Raw genomic sequence first — 23,112 nt, forward strand, 5'->3', positions numbered from 1 at the left:
TGAATATTAATCTAATACTTTCATTATAAGTTTTTTATTTTGATTTACAAATCTCCACTTCTTAACTTTGACATAAATATTAACAACTTTGTGAGATACATTAAATGAAAACGATTTTTATTGCAAGTCTCTTTATTGGTGTTTCAATTTTCATAATTTCCAATAAAATCATTGCACAGGAAGAAGTAAAAGATGATCTGGTATTTAAATATGAGGAGCTAACTTCACCTGATTTTAAGGATGCGGTAACTAAATCTGAAGGTACAGTTATTATTCCATTTGGGATTTTAGAGAAGCATGGACCACATCTTCCACTTGGCACTGATTTGTTAGATGCAAGAGAGCTTTCCATAAGAGCAGTCAATAGTGAATACTCAATAATTTTTCCACAATATTATTTTGGACAAATCTTTGAGGCTAAACATCAACCAGGAACAATTGCATACAGCAGTAAAATAATATGGGATCTGCTTCAGGAAACCTGCTCTGAACTTTCCCGGAATGGATTAAAGAAAATAATTATTGTGAACGGACATGGTGGTAATAATAATTTTCTGAAATATTTTTGCCAGGCTCAGTTAGAGAGTAGGAAGGATTATGCCGTTTATTTATACACGCCAACTAACGATCCTGTAGTTGAAAAAAAAATTGCAGAGATGCGTAAAACTACGGGGGATAATCATGCAGGTGAAACGGAAACAGCTACAATGTTAGCGAATAGACCGGACTTAGTTCAACTTGATAAATCTAATAGTCAGAGTGGTGAAGATCAAAATCGTTTAGGTGATTTCAAAGATGGGTTTACCGGGATATGGTGGTATGCAAAATATCCAAATCATTATGCCGGCGATGGAAGTAAAGCTACTAAGGAATTGGGTGAATTTATATTAAATACCAGTGTGGTTCAACTAACAAAATTTATTAAACAAGTAAAGCAGGATACAAAAGCATTAGAGTTGCAGAAAGAATTCTTTAATGAAACTGAAAATCCGCTGAAGACAAAAGATAAATAGTTTGTTTATTCATTCTAATTAAACATTAGCACTTTACAGTTGAAGTGCTGTAGCGTGTTAATTGACAAACTGTTAATGTATCTGTATATTTGTACCACAAAATACATCGCGGGGTGGAGCAATTGGTAGCTCGTCGGGCTCATAACCCGAAGGTTGTAGGTTCAAGTCCTGCCCCCGCTACAAAGAAAAAACTTAAGTCCTTGTAACTGAAATGGTTGCAAGGATTTTTTGTTTTTTACATACACATTAAATGCAAAACCGTTGATTTTATTGCCTGGTTTAATGCTTGTATCTATTTAATTATTTACTGGTTAGCTGTAAGAAATAATTCTCTTTCTTTTTTGATCAATCGTGAGAGGCAATGAAATAACTAGTGGGTATTATCTTTCATAAGTCTGATTAGGTTCCAATGCTTTATTAGGGGAGAGGTAATTAGCCTATCTTTTATCATTAGTATCAATATTTAAATTGGTTTGTGTTGGAAATACTTTTAAATAAATAAACTTTATATTTCAGGAGCGAAATGTTGTCCTCATTGTTACTATGCATTTTAGTCGAAGACTAATTTTATTAGTTTAATTAAGGGAAAGATTTTTGAATAGAATATTTGCATTTATAATTTTTGTAAACATTGTTGGCATTACAAACGCACAATGGGATTGGCAAAATCCATTACCACAGGGAAATTTGCTTAATAGCGTAACATTTATTTCTACAACGACGGGCTGGGCTGTCGGAAATGAAGGCACTATTATAAAGACGACAAACGGTGGTTCAACATGGACTTCACAATCGAGTGAAACCACAAACCATTTGTGTGGTGTCACTTTTATTGATGAAATCAATGGGACAGCTGTTGGTTGGAACGGTACAATCATAAAAACTACTGATGGAGGAATAAACTGGAATAAACAAGAAAGTGACCCTACGCTCATTGTTTACGGAGTCTCTTTTGTCGATACGGATAATGGGCTTGCAGTTGGTTGGAATGGTATAATTATAAAAACAACAAATGGTGGAAAAACATGGGAATTACAACATAGTGGGACAACAAATGCTTTATTAAGCGTTTCTTTTATCGACTTGAATAATGGGATTGCTGTCGGTGTTAATGGTACAATTCTAAAAACCATAAATGGTGGAAAAACATGGGAACTACAACCAATTGGAACAACAAACAATTTAACTGGAGTCTCATTTACAGATGCAAATAACGGGACATCTGTTGGTGCTGCTGGTCCAATCCTAAAAACAACTAATGGCGGAACAACATGGACTTCACAATCCAGCGGAACAACAGAATATTTATTTGGAGTCTCTTTTATCGATGCAAATAATGGAACAGCTGTTGGTTCTAACGGAACAATCCTAAAAACCATTAATGAAGGAATAACTTGGGATAAACAATTTAGTGGAACTACGCTCGATGTTTACGGCGTTTCTTTCACTGATGCAAATAATGGAACTGTCGTCGGTATGAACGGTACTATCATTAGAACTACAAATGGTGGTATAACATGGGAATTACAACCAAGTGGAACAATCAATTATCTATATGATATATCTTTTACTGATACAAATAATTGCATAGCAGTTGGCGATAATGGAATAATACTTAAAACTACAGACAAAGGAAATCACTGGATAAAACAAATAAGTGGTATGACAAACAAATTACTTGGTGTTTCCTTTACAAATAAAAATGATGGGATCGTCGTTGGTTCCGGAGGTACAATCCTTAAAACAACAGACGGTGGAATAACTTGGAAACAACAAGAAAGTGGAACTACAAATTATTTGTTTGATGTCAGCTTTAGTGATGTAAATGATGGGATAATAGTTGGTTCAAATAGTGTTATTCTTAGAACAACCAATGGAGGTATAACATGGAATAAGCCTTTCATCGATGCAACCATTTCCTTTTATGGGGTCTCATTTATCTCTCAAAGTGGGAAAAGTGTTGCAACTATTGTTGGTTTGTATGGAGCAATATTCAAAAGTACAAATGGTGGAGTAGACTGGAAATACCAATTAAGCGGTACAGGTCGTATTTTGAATAGTGTCTCTTTTACCGATATAAATAACGGGACAGTTGTTGGTCTTAATGGGACAATCTTAAGAACAACTAATGGGGGACTAACTTGGATTATGCAAACAAGTGGGACAACAAACGATCTATTTGGAGTCTCCTTTACCGATGCAAATAATGGGACTGCTGTTGGTGATTATGGCACAATCTTGAAAACTACAAACGGAGGAACAATCTGGACTTCACAATCAAGTGGAACAGAAGAATATTTGCATAGTGTTTCTTTTAAAGATGCAAGTAATGGGATAGTTGTAGGTGATCATGGAACAATTCTAAGAACCACAAATGGTGGTGCTACTTTCGTCGGTGAAGAAAATAGCAGCACTAAACCACAAGAGTTTATACTTGAACAAAATTATCCCAATCCATTCAACCCACTCACAACTATTCGATATCAAATCCCTCATGTAGGATTTGTCTCATTAAAAGTTTATGATGCACTGTGCAGAGAAGTGGCTACGTTAGTGAATGAAGAAAAACTAAAGGGATATTATGAAATGGAATTTGATGCTAACAATCTTTCAAGCGGAATTTATTTTTATCACCTGAGAACAGATGATTTTATCCAAACTAAAAAGATGATATTGTTGAAGTAAAGAATGAATAGCCTCCTCCATCGCAGATGTCATTTATAAAAATATTTAACAAACCCCTTGATTTATTTTAATATTATCATTTTCTTAACCGACCTGTAACTTTCTTTCCCACTAATTGATGATGCATTCATTGAATAGAAATATATACCCGAGGATAATTTAGATCCATCGAATGTTGTCTGATATTGACCAGCTTGTCTGATGCCATTTACTAATTCCTTAACAATTTGTCCAATCGAATTGTAAACAATCACTTTTATATTACTTTCAAAAGGAAGAGAATATTTTATGGTTGTGCCTGGATTAAAAGGATTAGGAAAATTTTGTTCGAGTACAAATTCCTTTGGTAAAACTTTTTCCGATTTTATTTCTATACTTGTTAATATATTTGATTTACCAGGTGAACCGCCTGCCAGTGTTGATTTTGTCCAATTGTTTGGTTGTGAATGATCCTTTTTTGGATCAATAATTATCAGGCTGTATCCTTTTCCATCTGCTTCAACAGGCCATGGCAACGAATTTTTATAGGCAACACTATCAATTATTTGTCCAGTTGATTTGAAAACGCGAACCTGGTCATTATTCCCAAATCCAAAAGGAATGTTTCCAGAAAAATTTTTCACATCAGGATAAATTTGTTTGAATGTAATTGAATCCTCACACACAACCCAGTATCCTCCTGCTGGAATTATCGTATTGGATGGGATTTGAAACGAATGTGTGCTGTCTTCATCTTTAATAATCCAACCAGAAATATCCTGGTCTTCTGCCTTTGGATTATACAGCTCAATCCAGTCCTTGGAATTCATAGCAGACGAAGCGTTATACATTATTTCATTAATCACCAAAGAACTTAAATTGATTTCTGAAGAATCAATTCTTCCCAAATTTGTTCCGCGAATTCCCATATTGATTCCCGGCGAGCCAGATACAAGATAATAGTATGGATCGAATTGCGGCACACCAGTAATGCAATCAGGTGAATTATTATAGTCGGCATCATTTGTCATTGAATAAGAAATATCAAGAGCGCCAGCAAGCGGAGCGTGGGTGCTGTTAAGGTAGTTCCAAATATTATCTTTGTTATTATAAATGATAGAGTTAGTTACTTTCATAAAATCTTTATAAGTCCAATCATAACTATCGCCAATTCTTAAACCAACATTATTATCAACAGCAACGCAATGATCTATAAATACAAATGGACCTTTGTTAACGCCGCTTTCAGTCCATCCAGCTTCAAATCCCTGATCGTTTTTTAGAGAAACTGTATTAAATATTTTTACCGTATCACCACCTGATGCAGCAACACCTTCATGAATAAAATCTTCCAGCCAGCAGTTTGAAATTTTAAGTCTTGCATAATGATGATCAATCGCATCATCTTTTCCGGTAATAAAATAGCAGTGATCAATAACTGAGAATTGTGGATAATTCGGATTAACAAAATCGATGTGGAATCCATCTGTATCAATGTCCTCAGTATAAATGTGGTCATCATTCGGAAGATTCATCAAATGGCTGTCTTTGTAACTTAACAACACACGATGAAATTCTCCACCCAACCAAACAAAAGATGTAACACAATTAGTTACATTTACTTTGCTATCCTGTGCGCCAAAAACTTTACCGGGTGAATACAAAAAGAAACATTCATCAAAATTAAATTCAGAATTATCCTTTCCGAAAAAAATATGCTGATGACCTGTATGCCAACCATCGCTTGTTGGATTGCCTTTGGATTGATCGCCGCCTCCGTTAAGAACAATGCAATATCGGAAAGAAGCTACACCAGTTTTAAATTCCATTCCGCCCCAGGGCTCAGTCCATTTTTCAGAAGTAATTACAACTGGTTCATTCTCTGTTCCTTCAACAGTTATTTTACCTTGCACATTAAAATTAATATACTTTTTAACCACAACCCAGGTACCTTGTTTTATAATTAAATTACAACCTGCAGGAATATTTAAATTCCCAGTTATTAACCTGTCTGCCGTGTTATCCCACACAACATCACCAATTGGAAGAGTACCTGAGTAGGAGGTTGTTGGAATGGAAGAGATCTCAATTGTCTTTTGATTTGGTTGTGTGTTCCCATTTTGAACACTTAAAACAAAATCCGATGTAGAATTGATTTGAACAACACCGGTACCTGCACCACGTTTTATTTTTATAGTAGTATCAGTGTGCGCTCCATTAAATAATATTTGCATCGGTGTCTGGTCAATAGGATTTATTTCCCAGTTATCGTCCCGCAACCGCACAATAAAAGGAAAATGTTGTCCGGGTCTAATTCGTTTTGGAGTTATAAGTTCTGCATTAGAATTCCCCAACTTTGTAAAAATAGCTGCCAGAGTTTTATCTCCCGTTAAATTCAAAGTGATGGATTGGTTTGATGGTAATGAAGGATCTGACCATCCTACAAAACGGTAACCGGTGGATGGAATAGCTGTTACAGTAACCGGAATATTCTTAAAGTAATTTCCTGTCCACGGAAATTGACTAATGTTAACGGAATTGATTTGTATTGTTCCTTTACCACTGGAAATATCAACTGATAATTCTGCCAGTCCATTAAGATGAAAATAATTGTTCATTTGTTGACGAACAATAGCTGGTCTTTGACTTGCAAAGTTTCTAAGATAGTCGACATTCTCATTCCATTTGGTAACACTATTATTCCACTTGCTAACTTCAGCCGGAATTTCTGGAGAAATGCTTTGCGCAAGCGAGTCAATGATTGAGTTTACATTCGAAGCTGAAAAAGTTGTATTTAATAAATCCGCTATTCGATTAATAAATTTAATTTTATAAGATTGATTCTGTAAAAGTTTTTTTGTTATCAGGTTATCTAAAAATAATCCTACCGGATTATACTGATTAGTAAAACCATTCCAGTTAACATCATTATAAGAGCGGTCAGCATCCCAGATAGTCCATTGCCATTTAGCTGCATCAGTTTTTTCTCTGAACATAAAAACACCATATCCCCACGTATTATATTCTGAACCATTAACCAAAGCCTGAAGAGTTGTAAAGTTATCTAAGTCTAAAATCTTTCCAGCTTCAACAATTTTCTCATCACTTACAAAAGTATTATTCTGAAAAAAGCTTACCAATTCCTGCCATTTATTCCGGTTGCCATAAACAAGTTCCGTAGAATCCCATCTTGTTCTAAAAATATCCATATCCAAATATTTTAAATGATCAGTGATAAAGTCGAAATCAATACTTTCTTTTATATCGTAGATTCCATTAAATTTTTCATTCAAGTACAAAACACAAAAACTGCTTTGCGGAGTTAATCCACCAGTTTGCCTCCATAACTCAGTTACAATCGGATCGCGGAGCAAATTCGCAGTAGCATTTTTTCCATCGGAAGTTGGTTCCATGCTATCATCGTAACCGGCTCTAAACACAAGTTGATTAAATGACTCAACCAAATCATTTGGATAAAGTTGATAGTTCAGCATGTCTTCACCATATCCTTTCCGAAAATAAGCACGGAAAGATTTTTTCTTATAATCGTTTGGTCCAGTGTTTCCTTGTATTCGCAATCCAGCCGGAGAGTGGAATTCAAGAGATTTGTTTCTGAAATATTCTAACTCAGCAAACCTTTCCCATTCTCGCCCATCTTTATTGTTAACATAAATTCCTGTGGCAGGATCAAACAAATTTTTAGGATCAGTCATTAATGTAAGAACCGGCAAGGAATGATTTGCATTAACAAAAAACGTTTTGCTAATAATTTGGCTTGGCAGTAATCCAGGATTAATTGTTCTTGCTTTGAAAATTGATGTCTGACTAATTTGTACAGGAACTGTGTATTTAGATGATGTCCCAGATGGATCCGATCCGTCGAGCGTGTAGAAGATATTATCAGTATTTATATTTGGAGTAACTGAAACTGTTACATTGTTCGTATAAAATCCAGAGGCTTGTTCTATGCTGGGAGGATTTGCAAAACCAGTAAAACCTTGTTGATTTTTAGAACCATGAGAATTAATAATAAAATAATTCCAGTTTGCATAGCCGTCTGGAAAACGTCCGAATGAAATATCTCTAAATTGATTTTGATAAGTAATGCTATCAAGAATTGTTGTACCATCTTTGTCAATTAAAAAAATCTTTTCCTTTTCATTATCCAGCTTAAAGTTAAGATGAACTGCACCTTTCCCAGGTTTTCCATCGGCATAAAGAATTAAAAATCCTTTTGCCGGGATGGTTGTTAAACTTGGCTGTCCGGATGGTATCTTCCAGAAATTAATTGATTGAAGATCATCCGACAGATAATAGCCAGTAAGATCGATTGGCGCATCGCTGGAATTATAAATTTCTATCCAGTCTTCGTATTCACCAAGAGGATTTTTATATGATAATATATTGTTAGCCATAAATTCATTTATAAATAATTGTGAACTCTGGTTTTCTCTAATTAGCGGGGATTTATTTGTTAAAGAATGAATCTCTTGTGGAAATACGCTGCTGGCTAATATTGAGAATGAAATAATTATAAAGAGCAATTTTGTTTTGGACATTATTTTCATTTCCAATTTTGTGAATGAGTTAATTTATAACTGATAATTGTCTTAAGAAGTAAGCTTGATTAAATTCCCAAATACTTCTCGCAAATATTTTGTCTAACAATAATCGTTAGAAAGATAACTTTAAGGAGATAGAAATACCACACTATTTAATCGCATTGAATTTGAAAAATATTCTCTGGAAAACTTTATTCTTCTTTTCATCCATTTTTTCTTCTTTCAATTTCATCTTAATTAAATTAAATTTCCGAAAGGAATAATTAAAAGGGCTGATGCTTAAATCTCTTCAAATACAAGACTATGCTCTGATTGAAAAAATCAATGTTGATTTTGGCGCAGGATTGAATATTATAACCGGTGAAACCGGTGCTGGTAAGTCCATCCTGATAGATGCCATGAGTTTGCTGCTTGGAGAACGAGCGACCACTGAAGTAATTAGAAAGTATGCTTCTAAAACAGTTGTGGAAGGAATTTTTGATGTAACTGGAAACGATAACGTAAAAAAGCTGATTGAAGAGAATGATTTGGAAGTGCAGCCTGAATTAATAATGCGGAGAGAAATCTCTCTTAAAGGTTCTAACCGATGTTTTATAAATGACACTCCGGTTTCTCTTTCATTGATTAAGGATGTAGGAAATTTTTTAGTCGATCTTCACGGGCAGCATGAACATCAATCACTGCTGCGAAGTGAAACGCATATTGAAACCTTGGATGACTTTGGAAATTATAAAGATGATTTGATTGAGTATAATTCAAGAAGGCAAAATTTACTTTCCTTGTTGAACGATTTAAAAATCTTAAAAGCTAAGGAAGCAATACTTAGCGAAAAGAAAGAGTTTTATGCCTATCAAATAAAGGAGATTGATTCCGTTTCGCCAGTTGAAGGCGAAGAAGAAAAATTGGTTGAAGAATTAAAAATTCTTGAAAATGCAGAACGGCTTCTGCAATCAACAAATGAGATTTACCAAAATATATACGACAAAGATAACGCCGTATATAATTCTTTGGTAAAAATAAAAAATGAATTGATTGAATTAGCTAAAATTGATAAATCATTTTCTGATTCCAGAGATGAATGTGAATCAGTCCTAACTCAAATAAAAGATATAGCTGAGTTTGTAAGAACCTATAAAGAAAAAATTGATTTGGAACCGGAACGATTGGAAGAAGTGAGGGACAGATTAGGTGCAATAAGCTTGTTAAAGAAAAAGTATGGCGGATCTTTAAAAAGTGTAATTGAGCATAGATATAAAATTGGTGAAGAGTTCAATCTTGCAGAAAATTTTGCTCAGAGAATTTCGGAATTGGATAATGAAATAATAGAAGTGCAGAATGAATGTGGAAAGGTTGCTGGTCGTTTATCAAAAAAGCGTTTGGAAACTTCTCAGATCATCAAATCGGAAGCTATAAAAGCATTAAGCTTTCTTGGAATTTCTGATGCGCAGTTTGAAGTAAAGATTGAACAACAATCAGCAGAACCGTCTGACAATTTTATTTTGTTTAATAATAAAAAATACAAATTCAATAATCGTGGAATTGATGAAGTTGAATTTTATATTTCTACTAACAAAGGTGAAGATCCAAAACCGCTTGTAAAGGTAGCCTCTGGTGGTGAGGTTTCCCGAATTATGCTTGCCTTAAAGTCCATCCTTGCCAAGAACGAACAACTTCCGCTCCTTATCTTTGATGAAATTGATACCGGAGTAAGCGGACGAGTTGCACAAAAAGTTGGGCTGAATCTTAAATCGTTAGCTTCTTTTCATCAGATAATTGCAATCACACATTTGCCGCAAATCGCCGGATTAGCGGACCATCATTACGGTGTTGAAAAAATTCAAAACGAAGAACGAGTAACGAGTTCGATAAGGAAATTATCAAAAGAAGAAAGAGTTCGCGAAGTTGCAAAACTTTTAAGCGGCGAAGAGATCACAACTGCAAGTCTTAAAAGCGCTAAAGAATTGATGGGAATATGAGAAAATTTATCTTGAATCATTTAATATGAAACACCAATGTTAAAACCATCTACGAAGATGATATTCTTAATAATGATTTTTGTACACACAAAAAGGGAAGATTTAAGCTTAGTGTAAAAAAAGGGATCTGGATTACATATAACGTTTTTTGTTTAAGTGATTCTAACTAAACTATTTCCACTTTACGATATAGTATATTGCAATCTGCTTCCTGACAAAAATTCTAAGGGAACTAATATTGAAGAAAATAAGTTGTGGAATTTTAATATATCGCATTGAATTGAAAAAATTGAAATTGTTTCTAGTTCACCCAGGCGGTCCATTCTTTAAAAACAAGGATGATGGACATTGGGGAATTCCTAAAGGTGAAGTGCATGATGGTGAAGATTATTTGATCTGTGCTTTGCGCGAAGTAAAGGAAGAAATTGGAATTGATTTTAATGGCAGAGAATTTCTACCACTTGGATCAATCATTCAAAAAAATGGCAAAGTGGTTCATGCCTGGGCTTGTGAAGAAAATTCTGATTTTAAAGTTGATAATTCCGGAAGTATGGTGGAACTTCAATGGCCCCCGCTTTTTGGTAAAAAGATTCGATTCCCGGAGATTGATCAGGCACAGTTTTTCTCAGTACAGGATGCAAGGAAAAAAATAAAAGCTGCACAAATAAAATTGATTGAGAGGTTGGAACTTCATTTACAGAATCTCGGATTGTTGGAGTGATGGAAAGATTAGTTTCTTGAAAAACTAAATTATACTTCATTCATTCAATAAAAATTGAATCGGAAATAAAAAGATCAAGATCAAGAGCAGAGTTATTTCTTAGTTAGCATAAGTTCGTTTGTTTACTGTTTATTTGTACTAATTTCTGATTATAGAGAGGAAATTTTTTGAAAGAATCCGCCTTATATGTACATATTCCATTCTGCGACCATAAATGTATTTACTGCGATTTTTATTCTATTGTTACAAAAGATAATGTTGCAAATTATCTTGGTGCAATTACAAAAGAGATAATAAATTATTCTAATGAATTTCAGAAAGGAAGAAATTTTACTTCAATATTTTTCGGCGGTGGAACACCATCGCTGATGGAACCTGATTATTTAGGTGATTTAATTTCCTGTCTTAAAAATTATTATCCTGTTTCAGATGATGCCGAAATTACTCTTGAAACTAATCCCGGTACAGTTGATAAATCAAAACTTAAAAAAATTAAGGAAGTTGGATTTAATAGAATTAGTATTGGTGTGCAATCCTTTAATGATGATGAATTAAAATTTCTAACAAGAATACACGACAGACAATTAGCTTTAACAACAATCAACGATGCTTCGGAAGTCGGCTTCGAAAATATTAGTATCGATTTGATTTTTAATATCCCGGGGCAAACTAAGGATATGTGGCTTAGAAATCTGGAAACAGCAGTTTCTCTGCCCATCAAACACATCTCCGCTTACAGCTTAATCCTGGAAAAAGGAACGATCTTAAATAAAATGGTTCTTGATGGTAAAGTAGAATTGCAGGATTCTGATTATGAAGGAGAGATTTATCATTTAACTATGGATTACCTGAATAAAAAAGGATTTATCCAGTACGAAGTTTCTAATTATGCAAAAACAGGTTATGAATGCAGACACAATAATTCTTATTGGCATTACAAAGATTATCTTTCCTTTGGTACTTCTGCGCATTCATTTATAAACGGTAAAAGATGGTGGAATTTCTCCAGCTTGAAGCATTATCTTTTAAGCATCGATGAAAAAGGTAAGGCAATGGCAAACTCAGAAATATTAACCGAAGAGCAAATGTTAAGCGAATATGTAATGCTTGCGCTGCGCAGCGATGGACTGAATCTTAATGGGTTGAAAGAGAAATTTGGCGATAAATGGTTGAATGAAAGTATGACAAACATAAAATCACTTGAAAGAAAAGGTTTGCTTCATATTAAAAAGGATATGATAACACTTACACAAAAAGGTTACGCTTTATGTGATAAGATTCTGGAAAAGATTTTATAAGAACTAAGAGTTTAAAATTATTACCATTTACTATATTTTTGAAACTAATTTGATGCATTTATTTGTTTTGATTTTGTATTTACAAACAAAATAATTTGGAGGATCTTAATGCCTATTCGTAAAGCAACAGCAATTTGGAATGGTGACTTGTTAAAAGGTGATGGCACTTTAAAAACTGAAACAGGCACCGTTAATAGTAAATATTCATTCACTTCAAGATTTGAAGAAGGAGTTGGTACTAATCCGGAAGAACTGATTGCAGCAGCACACGCGGGATGTTTTTCTATGGCACTATCCGGTGGATTAGCAAAAGCAGGGTTTACTGAAATAAAAATTACTACTGAAGATAAAGTGTACATTGAAAAGGGAAGTGATGGATTTTCCATTACAAAGATAGAAGTTTTTACTGAAGTAGAAGCACAAGGAATTGATGAAGCTAAATTCCAGGAAATTGCGGATGCAACAAAAAAAAGCTGTCCGGTTTCCAGGGTGTTGACTGGTACAGAAATAATACTTCATGCAAAATTAAAAGTATAAACTATTGTTAGGGCGAATCAATTATTCGCCCATACTTTAAGTTACTACTTCAACCGGAGATAATTCTGATAAGTAATTTTCAATCGTTTCCTTTAGGCAATTGCCGGATAAGTTAGCAATATTATCATGGGACCGGACAATGTCATCCAAAATTTTATCCTGTCTTTCTTTTATCTTAATAACTTTTGCCAGCGGTGTATGTGTAAAAGCAATTAGCACATAGGATGGTGTCCACTTTCCAGTGAACAGTTCCCAAATTTTTCTTTCTAATTCCCACTTCAACTGATAAGTATGATCCGGACTGGCTCCGATGCTGTTAAAGTTGTTAAATGATAATTCTGCCATCGCATCTGTATCTGGCTTTCTAAGCGGACTGTACATTTCAAAAGTTCTGGTGAAATCAAGGTTATTCTTTTTTAACAAATTTATAAAAAAAGTACAATCTTCAAAACCAATGTTCATTCCCATTCCATAAAAAGGAAGAATTGCATGACTTGCATCCCCTATTAGTAGAACTTTGTCTTTATAATTCCAGGGTGAGCCATTTACTGTTGTTAATGTAGAAGCAGGATTCTTGAAATAATCCTCCTTCAAATTTGGCATAAGAGGAATGACATCCGGAAAATTTGAATTAAAATACTGCATTAAAGTTGCCTCACTGTTTATTGCTGCAAGTGAGTTTTCACCATCTAACGGCAGGAATAATGTACAGACAAATTCTTTTTCTATAGTTGGGAATGCAACAAGAACTCCATCTTTTCTGGGCCAGGAATGAAGCGAATTACCATGAAGTGCAAAATCACCTAATTGATTAGCAGGTATTTGTAATTCCTTATAACCATAAGAAAGAGTTGTTCGTGTAAAGTTTAACAGACCCTTATTAGTAAGCAATTCGCATACATTTGAGAAAATACCATCAGTACCAAAAATTCTTGTATAATTTTTTTGGATTGATTGATCAGTTTTAATATCCTTTAAAAAAATATCACCGGTATCTGGATTTAAATTAACACATTCATGCTCAAAATAAATGTTCACCTTTCCGGTTGCCATTGCAGCATTAATAAGAGTAATGTTAAGATATTTTCTATTTATGGTATTGATGGCTTGCGTGCCATCTCCATACTTGTATGTTTGTATTGTCCCATCACATAAATGAACCATTCGACTATGTTTTGGATTTGCATTTTTCCTTACCTCATCATAAATCCCAGCCTGTTTTAATGCTTTCCAACCTCTTGCAGAAATAGACATTGCTATAGTTCTACCGCGTGTTAGAGTATCTTGTCTTGGATCTTTTCTTTTATCAAAAATATCAATGTCAAATCCAAGTTGAGTTAAAAGAATTGATAGTAAAGAACCAACCAAGCCGGAGCCAACTATGCAAATCTTTTCTTTACCATTATTATGGAATTCGTCAGTAACCATTTTCATCCCTCGCTTTATATATCCGTTTAAACTGTTTGATCTTTTAAAAGTTAAATAAAATTTCACGATGCGTGTTTCATTGCCCTTTACTTAAAATATAATAGTATCAGGTAGAAAAGCAAAATATTTTAATAGTTTGATTCTTGATTTTACAGTTTTGTGATTTTTACCACTTTTGTCTGAAACGATGAAGTTATTTACTCAAAATAATTGTTTCGTTTTTCCAACCCGGTTGTAGTGGTGGCTTTTAAGATTAAGAACTGAATCATAATATTTGTATTTTAGCATTGCCTTTTAATACTGTAATGTTTTAATGAAGTTCATTAAGGAAGTTTTATGAAACAAATAATCGCACTTTTTTTACTTTTCCATACACTGGAAGTTTTCGCTCAAACAATAACCCCGATTGGACAGCCCCAATTGCTTTTTTCCAATAACGGGGAAACTTTTATTTCACCAAAATTTTCTGTTGATGGAAAGAATTTAGCATTTACTAAAGAAAATTTCCTCGGAATTTATGTTTATAATTTTCAAAATAAATCAACTAAACAAATAACTGATGAACCAGCCGCCGGTTACGGATATTCCTGGTCAGCAGATTCCAAATCAATATTAGCGAGAGTTAGCAGATTTGAGGATAAGAAAGAAATTAGTGCTGTTAAACTCTTCCAAATTGATGAAATGGTTGAAAAAATACTAATAGATTATCGTTCTTCTACTTCAGGTTTACCAAGATTCATTTCCTCTGATAGACAAATTATGTTCCCTGGCAAAAATAAAATGGAAATTATTAACACTGGAATCAAAAATTCCAACCTGGGAAAATCAATTTTCCCAGATAAAGAATTATGGCAGGAAGGCACAGAAATATATTACGGTAATCCTTTAACAAATGAATTTGTAAAACTTGATCCAATTCCTGGTGCTCAATACATTAATCTCGTTTTATCACCCGATAAAACAAAAGCTGCATTTGAGGTTTATGGCGGGAATATGTTTTCAATGAATATTTCTGGAATCGGTTTAATTGATTTAGGAAAAGGAGAAAGACCACAATGGTCGCCGGAAAGCAATTATTTAGTTTATATGAATACACAAGATGATGGTCACCAGTTTTTAGCTTCAGATATATTTACAATAAAGAGCGATGGAACGGAAAAAACTCAAATCACTTTTTCTGATGATATGATCGAGATGAATCCTTGCTGGGCTCCGGATGGAAGAAGGATTGCTTTTAATGATATGAAAAGCGGCTCGATTTATCTAATTGAAATTACCAGATAACTTACTTAAGGAATATTGAAATGAAGTTTTTATATAAATTATTGTTTATCAAATTTGTTCTGATTAGTTCCTTATTTGCACAGGTAACAGGTTTGAGCGGCTGGAATATCTTTTTGGATCCTGGACACAGCCAGAATGAAAATATGGGTGTTTATAATCTTTCGGAAGCAAAAAAGAATCTTAGAGTGGCGATTTATCTCCGCGATTTATTATTAAATACAACTGATATTGACACAGTTTATTTATCGCGCACAAACGATCAGGAGAGTGTTGGTTTAAGTCAAAGATCAAGCTTAGCAAATCAGCTAAATACACAATGGTACCATTCAATCCATAGCGATGCAGGAGATCCTAATTCTACAAATACACTTTTATTATGGGGCATGTATTACAACGGAACGGAAAAAGTTCCTAATGGTGGAATGGCAATGAGTGATATTATGGTAAAACTACTTACAGATGCCATGCGATGTAAAACATCCGGTTCGATTGGTGATTGTCATTTTTATGGTGCGTGTACACAAGATTGGATTGGTCCATATCTCCACGTAAACAGAGAAACAATCATGCCTTCGGAATTAAGTGAAGCCGGTTATCATACAAATCCAGGGCAGAACCAACTTAATATGAATGCTGAATACAAGAAACTTCAAGCTTATTCTTTGTACTGGTCAATCCTTGATTACCATAAAATAGCCCGTCCACAAGTGGGCATCTGTGCTGGAATAATTTCTGACCTTGAATCAGGATTGGCAATAAACGGTGCCGTTATAAAGATTGGCGATAAAATTTACACAACTGATACCTACGAATCGGTTTTTAAAAATTATAGTAATGATCCAACTCAATTAAGAAATGGTTTTTACTTTGTTGAAAGTTTGCCAAACGATTCAGTTCTGGTAGAAGTTCAGGCAGATGGTTACATTAATTCTTCTACAAAAGTTTATATCAAAAACGATTTTTTTACCTTCAAAGATATCAAGCTGGTATCATTCACTCCACCTGTGGTTTTATCGGTTATACCTGCGGCTGACTCAATCTACCCCGGTAAGGATAACATAATAATTCAATTTAGTCGCCCAATGAACACATCATCTGTTGAAAGCAGTTTAACGATGCAGCCTTCTGGTTTCATTTCATTTGTATGGAGCGATGGAGATAAAAAATTAACAATTAAAACTGACAGTCTGAAATACAATTTAAACTATTCGTTTACTGTTTCTGGAAATTCTACTGATAAATATGATCATCCTTTTGATGGAAACATTGATGGAATAGGTGGAGATGATTTTTCATTTTCGGTTACAACAAAAGTTCAGGATAGTTTTCCACCAGTAATTATTGATGTTCGACCAGCATCCACCGATATGGAAATTGAAGCACAACCGATCATTTCCGTTTCTTTTAATGAACCACTTAGTACAGCAGGATTATCCGGCAAGATAAAAATTGTTAAAAGTTCCGATCAATCAACAGTAGCCGGAGTGTTAAAATATTTCGTGGTTGGCGAAAAAAGTGTGCTTCAATTTTTCCCGACTTCCGAATTACTACGGGGTGAAGCTTATGAAATAATCGTTTCTCCAAATGTTAGTGATGTATATGGAAATGAAATTCAGAGTGAAAGTAAATTTATTTTTAAACCTGCCTGGTATTTTATGGGTTCAACAATAATTGAAAACTTTGACGGTGCTTTTCTTACAAATTGGTGGCAGCCTCAGCAAAGCGGCACCACAAGTGGAATTCTAACATCGGAAACTAACTTCAATGCCGATAAAAAAATATTTAACTATGTAACCAAAAGTACCCAAAGCATGTGCTTTAATTATGGATGGGACACTTCTGCAAATGAATGGATAATCCGTGAATATCTATCTGGTGGGACACCTAAAAGTGTTCAATTCGATTCGTTCGGCAATTTCTTACAGGTTTATGTTTTTGGTGATGGAAATGGAAATAAAGTTAGATTTTGCGTGAATGATAATGTTGGTGGCGCAACCAGTACATATGAAGTTAGCAAATGGTACAAAGTTGATTGGATCGGCTGGAAATTAATCCAATGGAATTTAACTCAGGATTCTCTGGGAACCTGGATTGGCAACGGTAGTTTGGATGGAAAGTTGAGGTTTGATAGTTTCCAAATGACTTATACTCCAGGCAGCACAAATACCGGCACATATTATTTTGATGATTTGAGAATAGTAAAAAAGGCATGGACAGGTGTTGATGATAATGAATTAGCTTTACCATCAAAATTTTTATTAAAGCAGAATTATCCAAATCCATTTAATCCAACTACGATTATCAGGTATCAGCTGCCGGAAAATTCATTTATAACATTAAAGATTTTCGACGTATTGGGGAGGGAAGTATCAACTTTGGTTGAAGGAAATAAGCAAGCAGGAAGTTATAGTATTAGCTTTGAAGCTAATTCGTTACCGAGTGGAATTTACATTTATCAATTGAAGGCGGAAAAATTTTCTGATAGTAAAAAAATGTTGTTGATCCGGTAATAAGTATACAAATACCTTGCTAATCGAAATAATTATTTATCGTTTATAAATTACAATTATTTTGCGATAATAAAATTGTAATTGATTCAGGTAGATTGGCAAACAGAAAATATTTTTATACATCAACAACGGAGATTTTAATAAAATTAATAAATTCAATTTAAATACTTCTTTAAATGCTGCAAATATGAATTTTAAGTATATAAATAACAATCTTCTTTAATAACTATCCAAGATTTTTATTAAATTTGTCTCCGCTTAAATCAAAGTTATAAACCAGTGTCATTTTTAAAGTAGAATTATTTTATGAAAAAAATCTTATCAGTTCAAACATTCTTTGTCCTTTTACTTGTAAATATATTTGTAATAGCACAAAGCAGTTATTATAATAGCATCAACACCTCCGATCCTGCTTTTATTTCGCAATTACATAATTTAATAAATCCTCACACCGTTATATCATATGACCAATTTGATGAAACCAACATCGCGAATTTTGCTTCGAGAGATACAACTGGTGGAAAGAAAGTTGTAACCTGTGTTTACAGTGGTGAAAACTATGTTTATACTCCACCATTTACGTGGTCTACTTATAGTCGAGAACATACCTGGTGCCAGAGCTGGATGCCAACTGGAGGGGCTGGTACACCACAATATTCTGATCAGCATCATCTGTTCCCAACAAATCAGAATAAAGCGAATGGCGTTAGAAATAACTATCCATTGGGAATTGTAGTGACAGTAACATCCTTTTATTTGGAAGCTAAATTTGGCAAAGATGCATTGGGAAACACTGTTTATGAACCAAGAAATTCGCATAAGGGAGATGCTGCACGTGCATTAATGTATATGGCAGTTTGTTATAACTGGCAATTACCTTCTTTTCAGGATCAAACAGTTTTGAAACAATGGAATCAACAGGATCCTCCGGATGCCTGGGAACTTGCAAGAAACAATTATGTTTATTCAATTCAAAATAATCGTAATCCTTTTGTAGATCATCCCGAATATGCAGCTTATATAAACTTTAGTAATCTTACTTATATAAGTGGTGGGCAAACTCTTGCTATAGAACCGACTAATTATATAACAAATTTTTCTACAGGATCAATAACTGATAATTCAATTTCTTTATCCTGGACGGATGCTCTAACCGGAGATCAAGTTCCTTCAGGTTATCTTATTTTTGCAAGTAACACTAATACTTTTACTTCTCCAGTTGATGGTTTTCCTTATTCAGATGACACAAATTTATCTGATGGATCTGCAACAATAAATGTTTCTTATTCTGGTGCGGATAATTATACTTTTAGTTTACTTACTCCCGGAGTTCCATATTATTTTAGGATATATTCTTATAATGGAACTGGTTCACAAATCAATTATAAAACTGATGTTCCAATTCCATCTGCAACCGCAACAACAACCGGTGGAATTATCTTAGCTGCCGAACCATCCAATTATGCAACTGGTTTTTCAACTAATGCTGTTACAACTAATTCCATTTCAGTTTCTTGGAGTGATGCTTTAGCAGGCGGACAAGTTCCTTCCGGATATCTTTTAATAGGTAAATGTCAAAGTTCATTTAGTGCGCCAGTTGATGGTACAACTTATTCTGACGATGTAAATCTTGCGGATGGTAATGCCATAATAAATATTAGCTATGCAGCAGCGGACAATTATACTTTTCTAAATCTTCCACAAAATACACCATATTATTTCCGACTATATTCTTATAATGGATCAGGTACTCAAATCAATTATAAGTCTGATGGAACAACTCCTTCAACAAACGGATTAACTTCTGGTGGTGGTGGTGCAATTACTGTTCTACTTAGCCAAGACTGGACAAATACAGGAATGATATCTACCAATAATGATTGGTCAGGTGTTTCTGGAATAGTTGGTTATAAAGGGAATGGTTTAACAGCAACTACTGGAGTTGATCCACAGACTATCCTGGTTGATGGTACCACAACTGATATAAATCTTTGGGCAAATCAAACCAATCCAAATACTTATACTTCTGGTGGTATTGCAGAATTTGAAAATTCAAATCCTACAATAGCTTTAAATGGTTCTGGAAGTGCTAATGCCCCGTTCCTTCTATTAAATGTAACGACAACTGGTTATTCAGGAATTACTATTACATATAATGCAAGAGATTTAGATGGTTCTGCTGATAATGCGATTCAACAGGTTGCATTACATTATAGGATTGGAAATACAGGTAATTTCATAAATTTACCGGCTGGTTACATTCCTGATGCTTCCACAGGACCGAGTCTGGCAACCTTAGTAACGCCAATAAATGTTACCTTACCCGCAGATGCTGAGAATAAGTCTTTAGTTCAATTTAGAATTATAACAACAAATGCTGCCGGTAGCGATGAATGGATTGGTATAGATGACATTGTTGTAACTGGAATATTTCAACAGGCAATTGCTACCGAACCAACAAATTATGTTACAGCATTTAGTGCATTATCATTTACAGATCATGCGATTAATCTTGGTTGGACTGATGCGGCATTTGGCAGCCAGGTACCTTCCGGCTACATGATTGTTGCAAATATTACAAATGTATTTTCAGATCCGGTAGATGGAACATTATATACAAATGACCTTAATCTTTCTGATGGATCTGCCATTGTTAATATAAATTATAATGATCCGGATACTTATTCTTTTTCCGGACTTTCTATAACAACAGACTATTATTTCAAAATATTTTCTTATAACGATGTTGGTGGAACCATCAATTATAAAATCGATGGAACCGTACCCCAAGTTACAGTAAAAACAACTGTACCTGTTGAGCTGGCATCTTTCAAAGCTAATTTTACAGACAACAAGGTTGCGCTAAACTGGATTACAACAACTGAAACAAATAATCTTGGATTTGATATTGAACGATCAACTACAATTGATCAACAAACTACTTCCACAAATAGCAATTGGCAGAAAATTGGTTTTGTAAATGGGAAAGGAAGTTCAACTAATATTTCGCATTATCAATTTTTAGATAAAAATTTAAGTGATGGAAAGTATTCTTACCGACTTAAACAAATCGATTTTAATGGATCATATAATTATTCATCGTATGTAGAGGTTGAAGTAAAAACAGAAATGCAATATTCGTTGCAGCAGAATTTCCCTAATCCATTTAATCCAACAACAGCAATTGCTTATACAATTCCCCAGCAAACTTATGTTAAACTATCTATTGTTAATACGCTTGGGGAAACTGTTAAATCAATTGTAAATGAGATTCAGGAAGCTGGGAAACATCATATTTCAGTTGATGGGAGCGATTTAAGCAGCGGAGTTTATTTTTATAAGTTGGAAGCGGGTAATTATTTGAGTATTAAAAAAATGGTACTATTAAGGTAAATTTAGTTGTGTCAAATCAAAAATAAATTTTATTTTGTTTTGGAGAATTTTATTACAATCAGAATTTGATGAAAGACACACTTAGGTTAATTTGTTTTATTCATGTTTGCATAAGAGAAAATGAGAATTAAATGTTCGGATTTATAAAATCGGGTAATAATATTAGCTTAGGTGGCGAAATATTTCAGGAAAGAAAAAGATCGAAAAGAATTTTCTTAATAATTCTTGGAATTCTCTCCTTTATTGTTTTGAATATCATTCTTTACTATTTAACCAATGTTTGATTTTTTACCAATCTGTTAACTTCTAATAAAAATCTGAATTGTAAAGCAATTTTCTAATCTTTATATTTTTATCATCAAAAGAAAGGAAGTGTTGGATAAGAATAATGTTTATATAGAAACCTACGGCTGCCAGATGAATGTTGCTGACACGGAAATTGTAATGGGCATCCTTAAAAATTTCGGCTATCAAATTACAAAAGATGCAAATGAAGCAAATGTTGTTTTATTAAATACTTGCAGTGTACGCGATAATGCTGAACAAAGAATTTATGGCAGATTGGGAAGTTTTAAACAACTTAAAGATAGTAAACCAGGATTAGTGGTTGGAATATTAGGTTGTATGGCAGAACGTCTTCGTAAAGATTTGATTGAAGATAAAAAAATAGTTGATTTGGTAGTCGGTCCCGATGAATATCGTCGTCTGCCGGAATATATTGACGTTGCTTTTAATGGAGAAAAAGGAATTGGCGTTCGTCTTTCCAGAACGGAAACTTATGATGATATTATTCCGTACAGAGAAGATGGATTGCAAGCATGGATTTCTGTTATGCGTGGCTGCGACAAGTTTTGTTCATTTTGTGTAGTACCATTTACTCGCGGTCGGGAAAGAAGCCGTTCAATGCATTCAATTATTGAAGAGATAAAAGAGCTTTCAACCCGCCGGTTTAGAGAAGTTACGCTTCTTGGTCAGAATGTAAATTCATACCTGGATAATGAAAATGATTTTGCTGATCTGCTTTCCGCTTGCTCTTTAGTTGATCCATCGTTAAGAATCCGGTTTACTACTTCACATCCACAGGATCTTTCTGATAAATTACTTCACTCAATTGCTGTGAATAAAAATATTTGCAATTACATCCATCTACCGGTTCAATCTGGATCAAACAGAATTCTTGATTTGATGAATAGAACTTACACGATTGAGCATTATCTTAATCTAATTGAAAAGGCAAAGCAGATTATTCCGGGTGTAAGCTTTTCTACAGATATTATTTCCGGCTTTCCTACTGAAACAGAGGAAGATCATCAGATGACTTTGGAAGTTATTCAACAGGTCCGCTATGATGGAGCTTATATGTTCAAATATTCTCCCCGCGAAGGAACTAAAGCATTCAAACTTGAAGATGATGTTCCCGAAGAAATAAAAGGAAGACGTTTGAGTGAGATTATCGATCTGCAGCAAAAAATTTCTTTCGAGATTAATCAATCGTTAATTGGAAAAGAAGAATTGATATTGGTTGAAGGATTTAGTAAGAAATCCGATTTATTCTTAGCGGGCAGAACTGATTCCAACAAGGTTGTTATTTTTCCGTATGACGATAAAATTAAAGAAGGTGATTACGTTCAGGTGAAAATAAATCGAGCAACTTCCGGAACTCTTTTTGGAAATTTGATTGATATAGTTCTTGCCAGGGAAGAAATAATTCCAATAACTGCTTAGG

At 34.1% G+C, this 23,112-nt stretch carries 13 protein-coding genes and 1 tRNA gene; 12 read left to right on the forward strand and 2 right to left on the reverse strand.

The window, feature by feature from the left end; all coding sequences use genetic code 11:
* Positions 1-104 precede the first annotated feature (104 nt).
* The 3 genes from NTX22_01395 to NTX22_01405 all read left to right on the forward strand — a co-directional run bounded on the left by NTX22_01395 (position 105) and on the right by NTX22_01405 (position 3,698).
* Positions 105-1,013 carry a creatininase family protein gene (locus tag NTX22_01395; GenBank protein ID MCX6149159.1) on the forward strand — a complete coding sequence of 303 codons (909 nt, stop codon included), beginning with the start codon at positions 105-107 and terminating at the stop codon, positions 1,011-1,013.
* A 107-nt stretch (positions 1,014-1,120) separates the two neighbouring features.
* A tRNA-Met gene (locus NTX22_01400) sits at positions 1,121-1,193 on the forward strand.
* A gap of 414 nt (positions 1,194-1,607) precedes the next feature.
* Complete coding sequence (locus tag NTX22_01405; GenBank protein ID MCX6149160.1) at positions 1,608-3,698, forward strand: YCF48-related protein; 2,091 nt, start codon at positions 1,608-1,610, stop codon at positions 3,696-3,698.
* Between the two features lie 62 nt (positions 3,699-3,760).
* Here the strand turns inward: NTX22_01405 and NTX22_01410 are convergent, their stop codons facing one another.
* Positions 3,761-8,236 (reverse strand): lamin tail domain-containing protein, encoded by a 4,476-nt coding sequence (locus NTX22_01410; protein MCX6149161.1) that lies wholly within the window; start codon positions 8,234-8,236, stop codon positions 3,761-3,763.
* A 278-nt stretch (positions 8,237-8,514) separates the two neighbouring features.
* Between NTX22_01410 and recN the strand changes: the two genes are divergently transcribed.
* The 4 genes from recN (at position 8,515) to NTX22_01430 (ending at position 12,771) form a co-directional block, all read left to right on the forward strand.
* The gene (gene recN / locus NTX22_01415) at positions 8,515-10,215 is read left to right on the forward strand and encodes a DNA repair protein RecN (protein MCX6149162.1); all 1,701 of its coding nucleotides are present in this window, start codon (positions 8,515-8,517) and stop codon (positions 10,213-10,215) included.
* A gap of 238 nt (positions 10,216-10,453) precedes the next feature.
* Entirely contained in the window at positions 10,454-10,936 is a 483-nt protein-coding gene (locus NTX22_01420) for an NUDIX domain-containing protein (protein ID MCX6149163.1), read from the forward strand.
* Positions 10,937-11,103: 167 nt separating this feature from the next.
* Complete coding sequence (gene hemW, locus NTX22_01425) at positions 11,104-12,234, forward strand: radical SAM family heme chaperone HemW (GenBank protein ID MCX6149164.1); 1,131 nt, start codon at positions 11,104-11,106, stop codon at positions 12,232-12,234.
* Between the two features lie 108 nt (positions 12,235-12,342).
* Positions 12,343-12,771 (forward strand): OsmC family peroxiredoxin, encoded by a 429-nt coding sequence (locus tag NTX22_01430; protein MCX6149165.1) that lies wholly within the window; start codon positions 12,343-12,345, stop codon positions 12,769-12,771.
* Between the two features lie 36 nt (positions 12,772-12,807).
* On the opposite strand, the gene NTX22_01435 is transcribed toward NTX22_01430, so the two are convergent.
* Positions 12,808-14,199 carry an NAD(P)/FAD-dependent oxidoreductase gene (locus tag NTX22_01435; GenBank protein MCX6149166.1) on the reverse strand — a complete coding sequence of 464 codons (1,392 nt, stop codon included), beginning with the start codon at positions 14,197-14,199 and terminating at the stop codon, positions 12,808-12,810.
* A gap of 336 nt (positions 14,200-14,535) precedes the next feature.
* Between NTX22_01435 and NTX22_01440 the strand changes: the two genes are divergently transcribed.
* From NTX22_01440 to miaB, 5 genes are all read left to right on the forward strand, one after another.
* Positions 14,536-15,483 carry a hypothetical protein gene (locus NTX22_01440; GenBank protein MCX6149167.1) on the forward strand — a complete coding sequence of 316 codons (948 nt, stop codon included), beginning with the start codon at positions 14,536-14,538 and terminating at the stop codon, positions 15,481-15,483.
* 20 nt (positions 15,484-15,503) lie between these two features.
* Positions 15,504-17,993: an Ig-like domain-containing protein gene (locus NTX22_01445; protein ID MCX6149168.1), complete on the forward strand. Its 2,490-nt coding sequence runs from the start codon at positions 15,504-15,506 to the stop codon at positions 17,991-17,993.
* A gap of 306 nt (positions 17,994-18,299) precedes the next feature.
* Positions 18,300-21,386 carry an endonuclease gene (locus NTX22_01450; GenBank protein MCX6149169.1) on the forward strand — a complete coding sequence of 1,029 codons (3,087 nt, stop codon included), beginning with the start codon at positions 18,300-18,302 and terminating at the stop codon, positions 21,384-21,386.
* A gap of 131 nt (positions 21,387-21,517) precedes the next feature.
* Positions 21,518-21,670 carry a hypothetical protein gene (locus NTX22_01455; GenBank protein ID MCX6149170.1) on the forward strand — a complete coding sequence of 51 codons (153 nt, stop codon included), beginning with the start codon at positions 21,518-21,520 and terminating at the stop codon, positions 21,668-21,670.
* A gap of 91 nt (positions 21,671-21,761) precedes the next feature.
* Positions 21,762-23,111 carry a tRNA (N6-isopentenyl adenosine(37)-C2)-methylthiotransferase MiaB gene (miaB, locus tag NTX22_01460; GenBank protein MCX6149171.1) on the forward strand — a complete coding sequence of 450 codons (1,350 nt, stop codon included), beginning with the start codon at positions 21,762-21,764 and terminating at the stop codon, positions 23,109-23,111.
* Position 23,112 lies beyond the last annotated feature (1 nt).

The organism is Ignavibacteriales bacterium (assembly GCA_026390815.1).
In the GTDB taxonomy this organism is placed as follows: domain Bacteria; phylum Bacteroidota; class Ignavibacteria; order Ignavibacteriales; family SURF-24; genus JAPLFH01.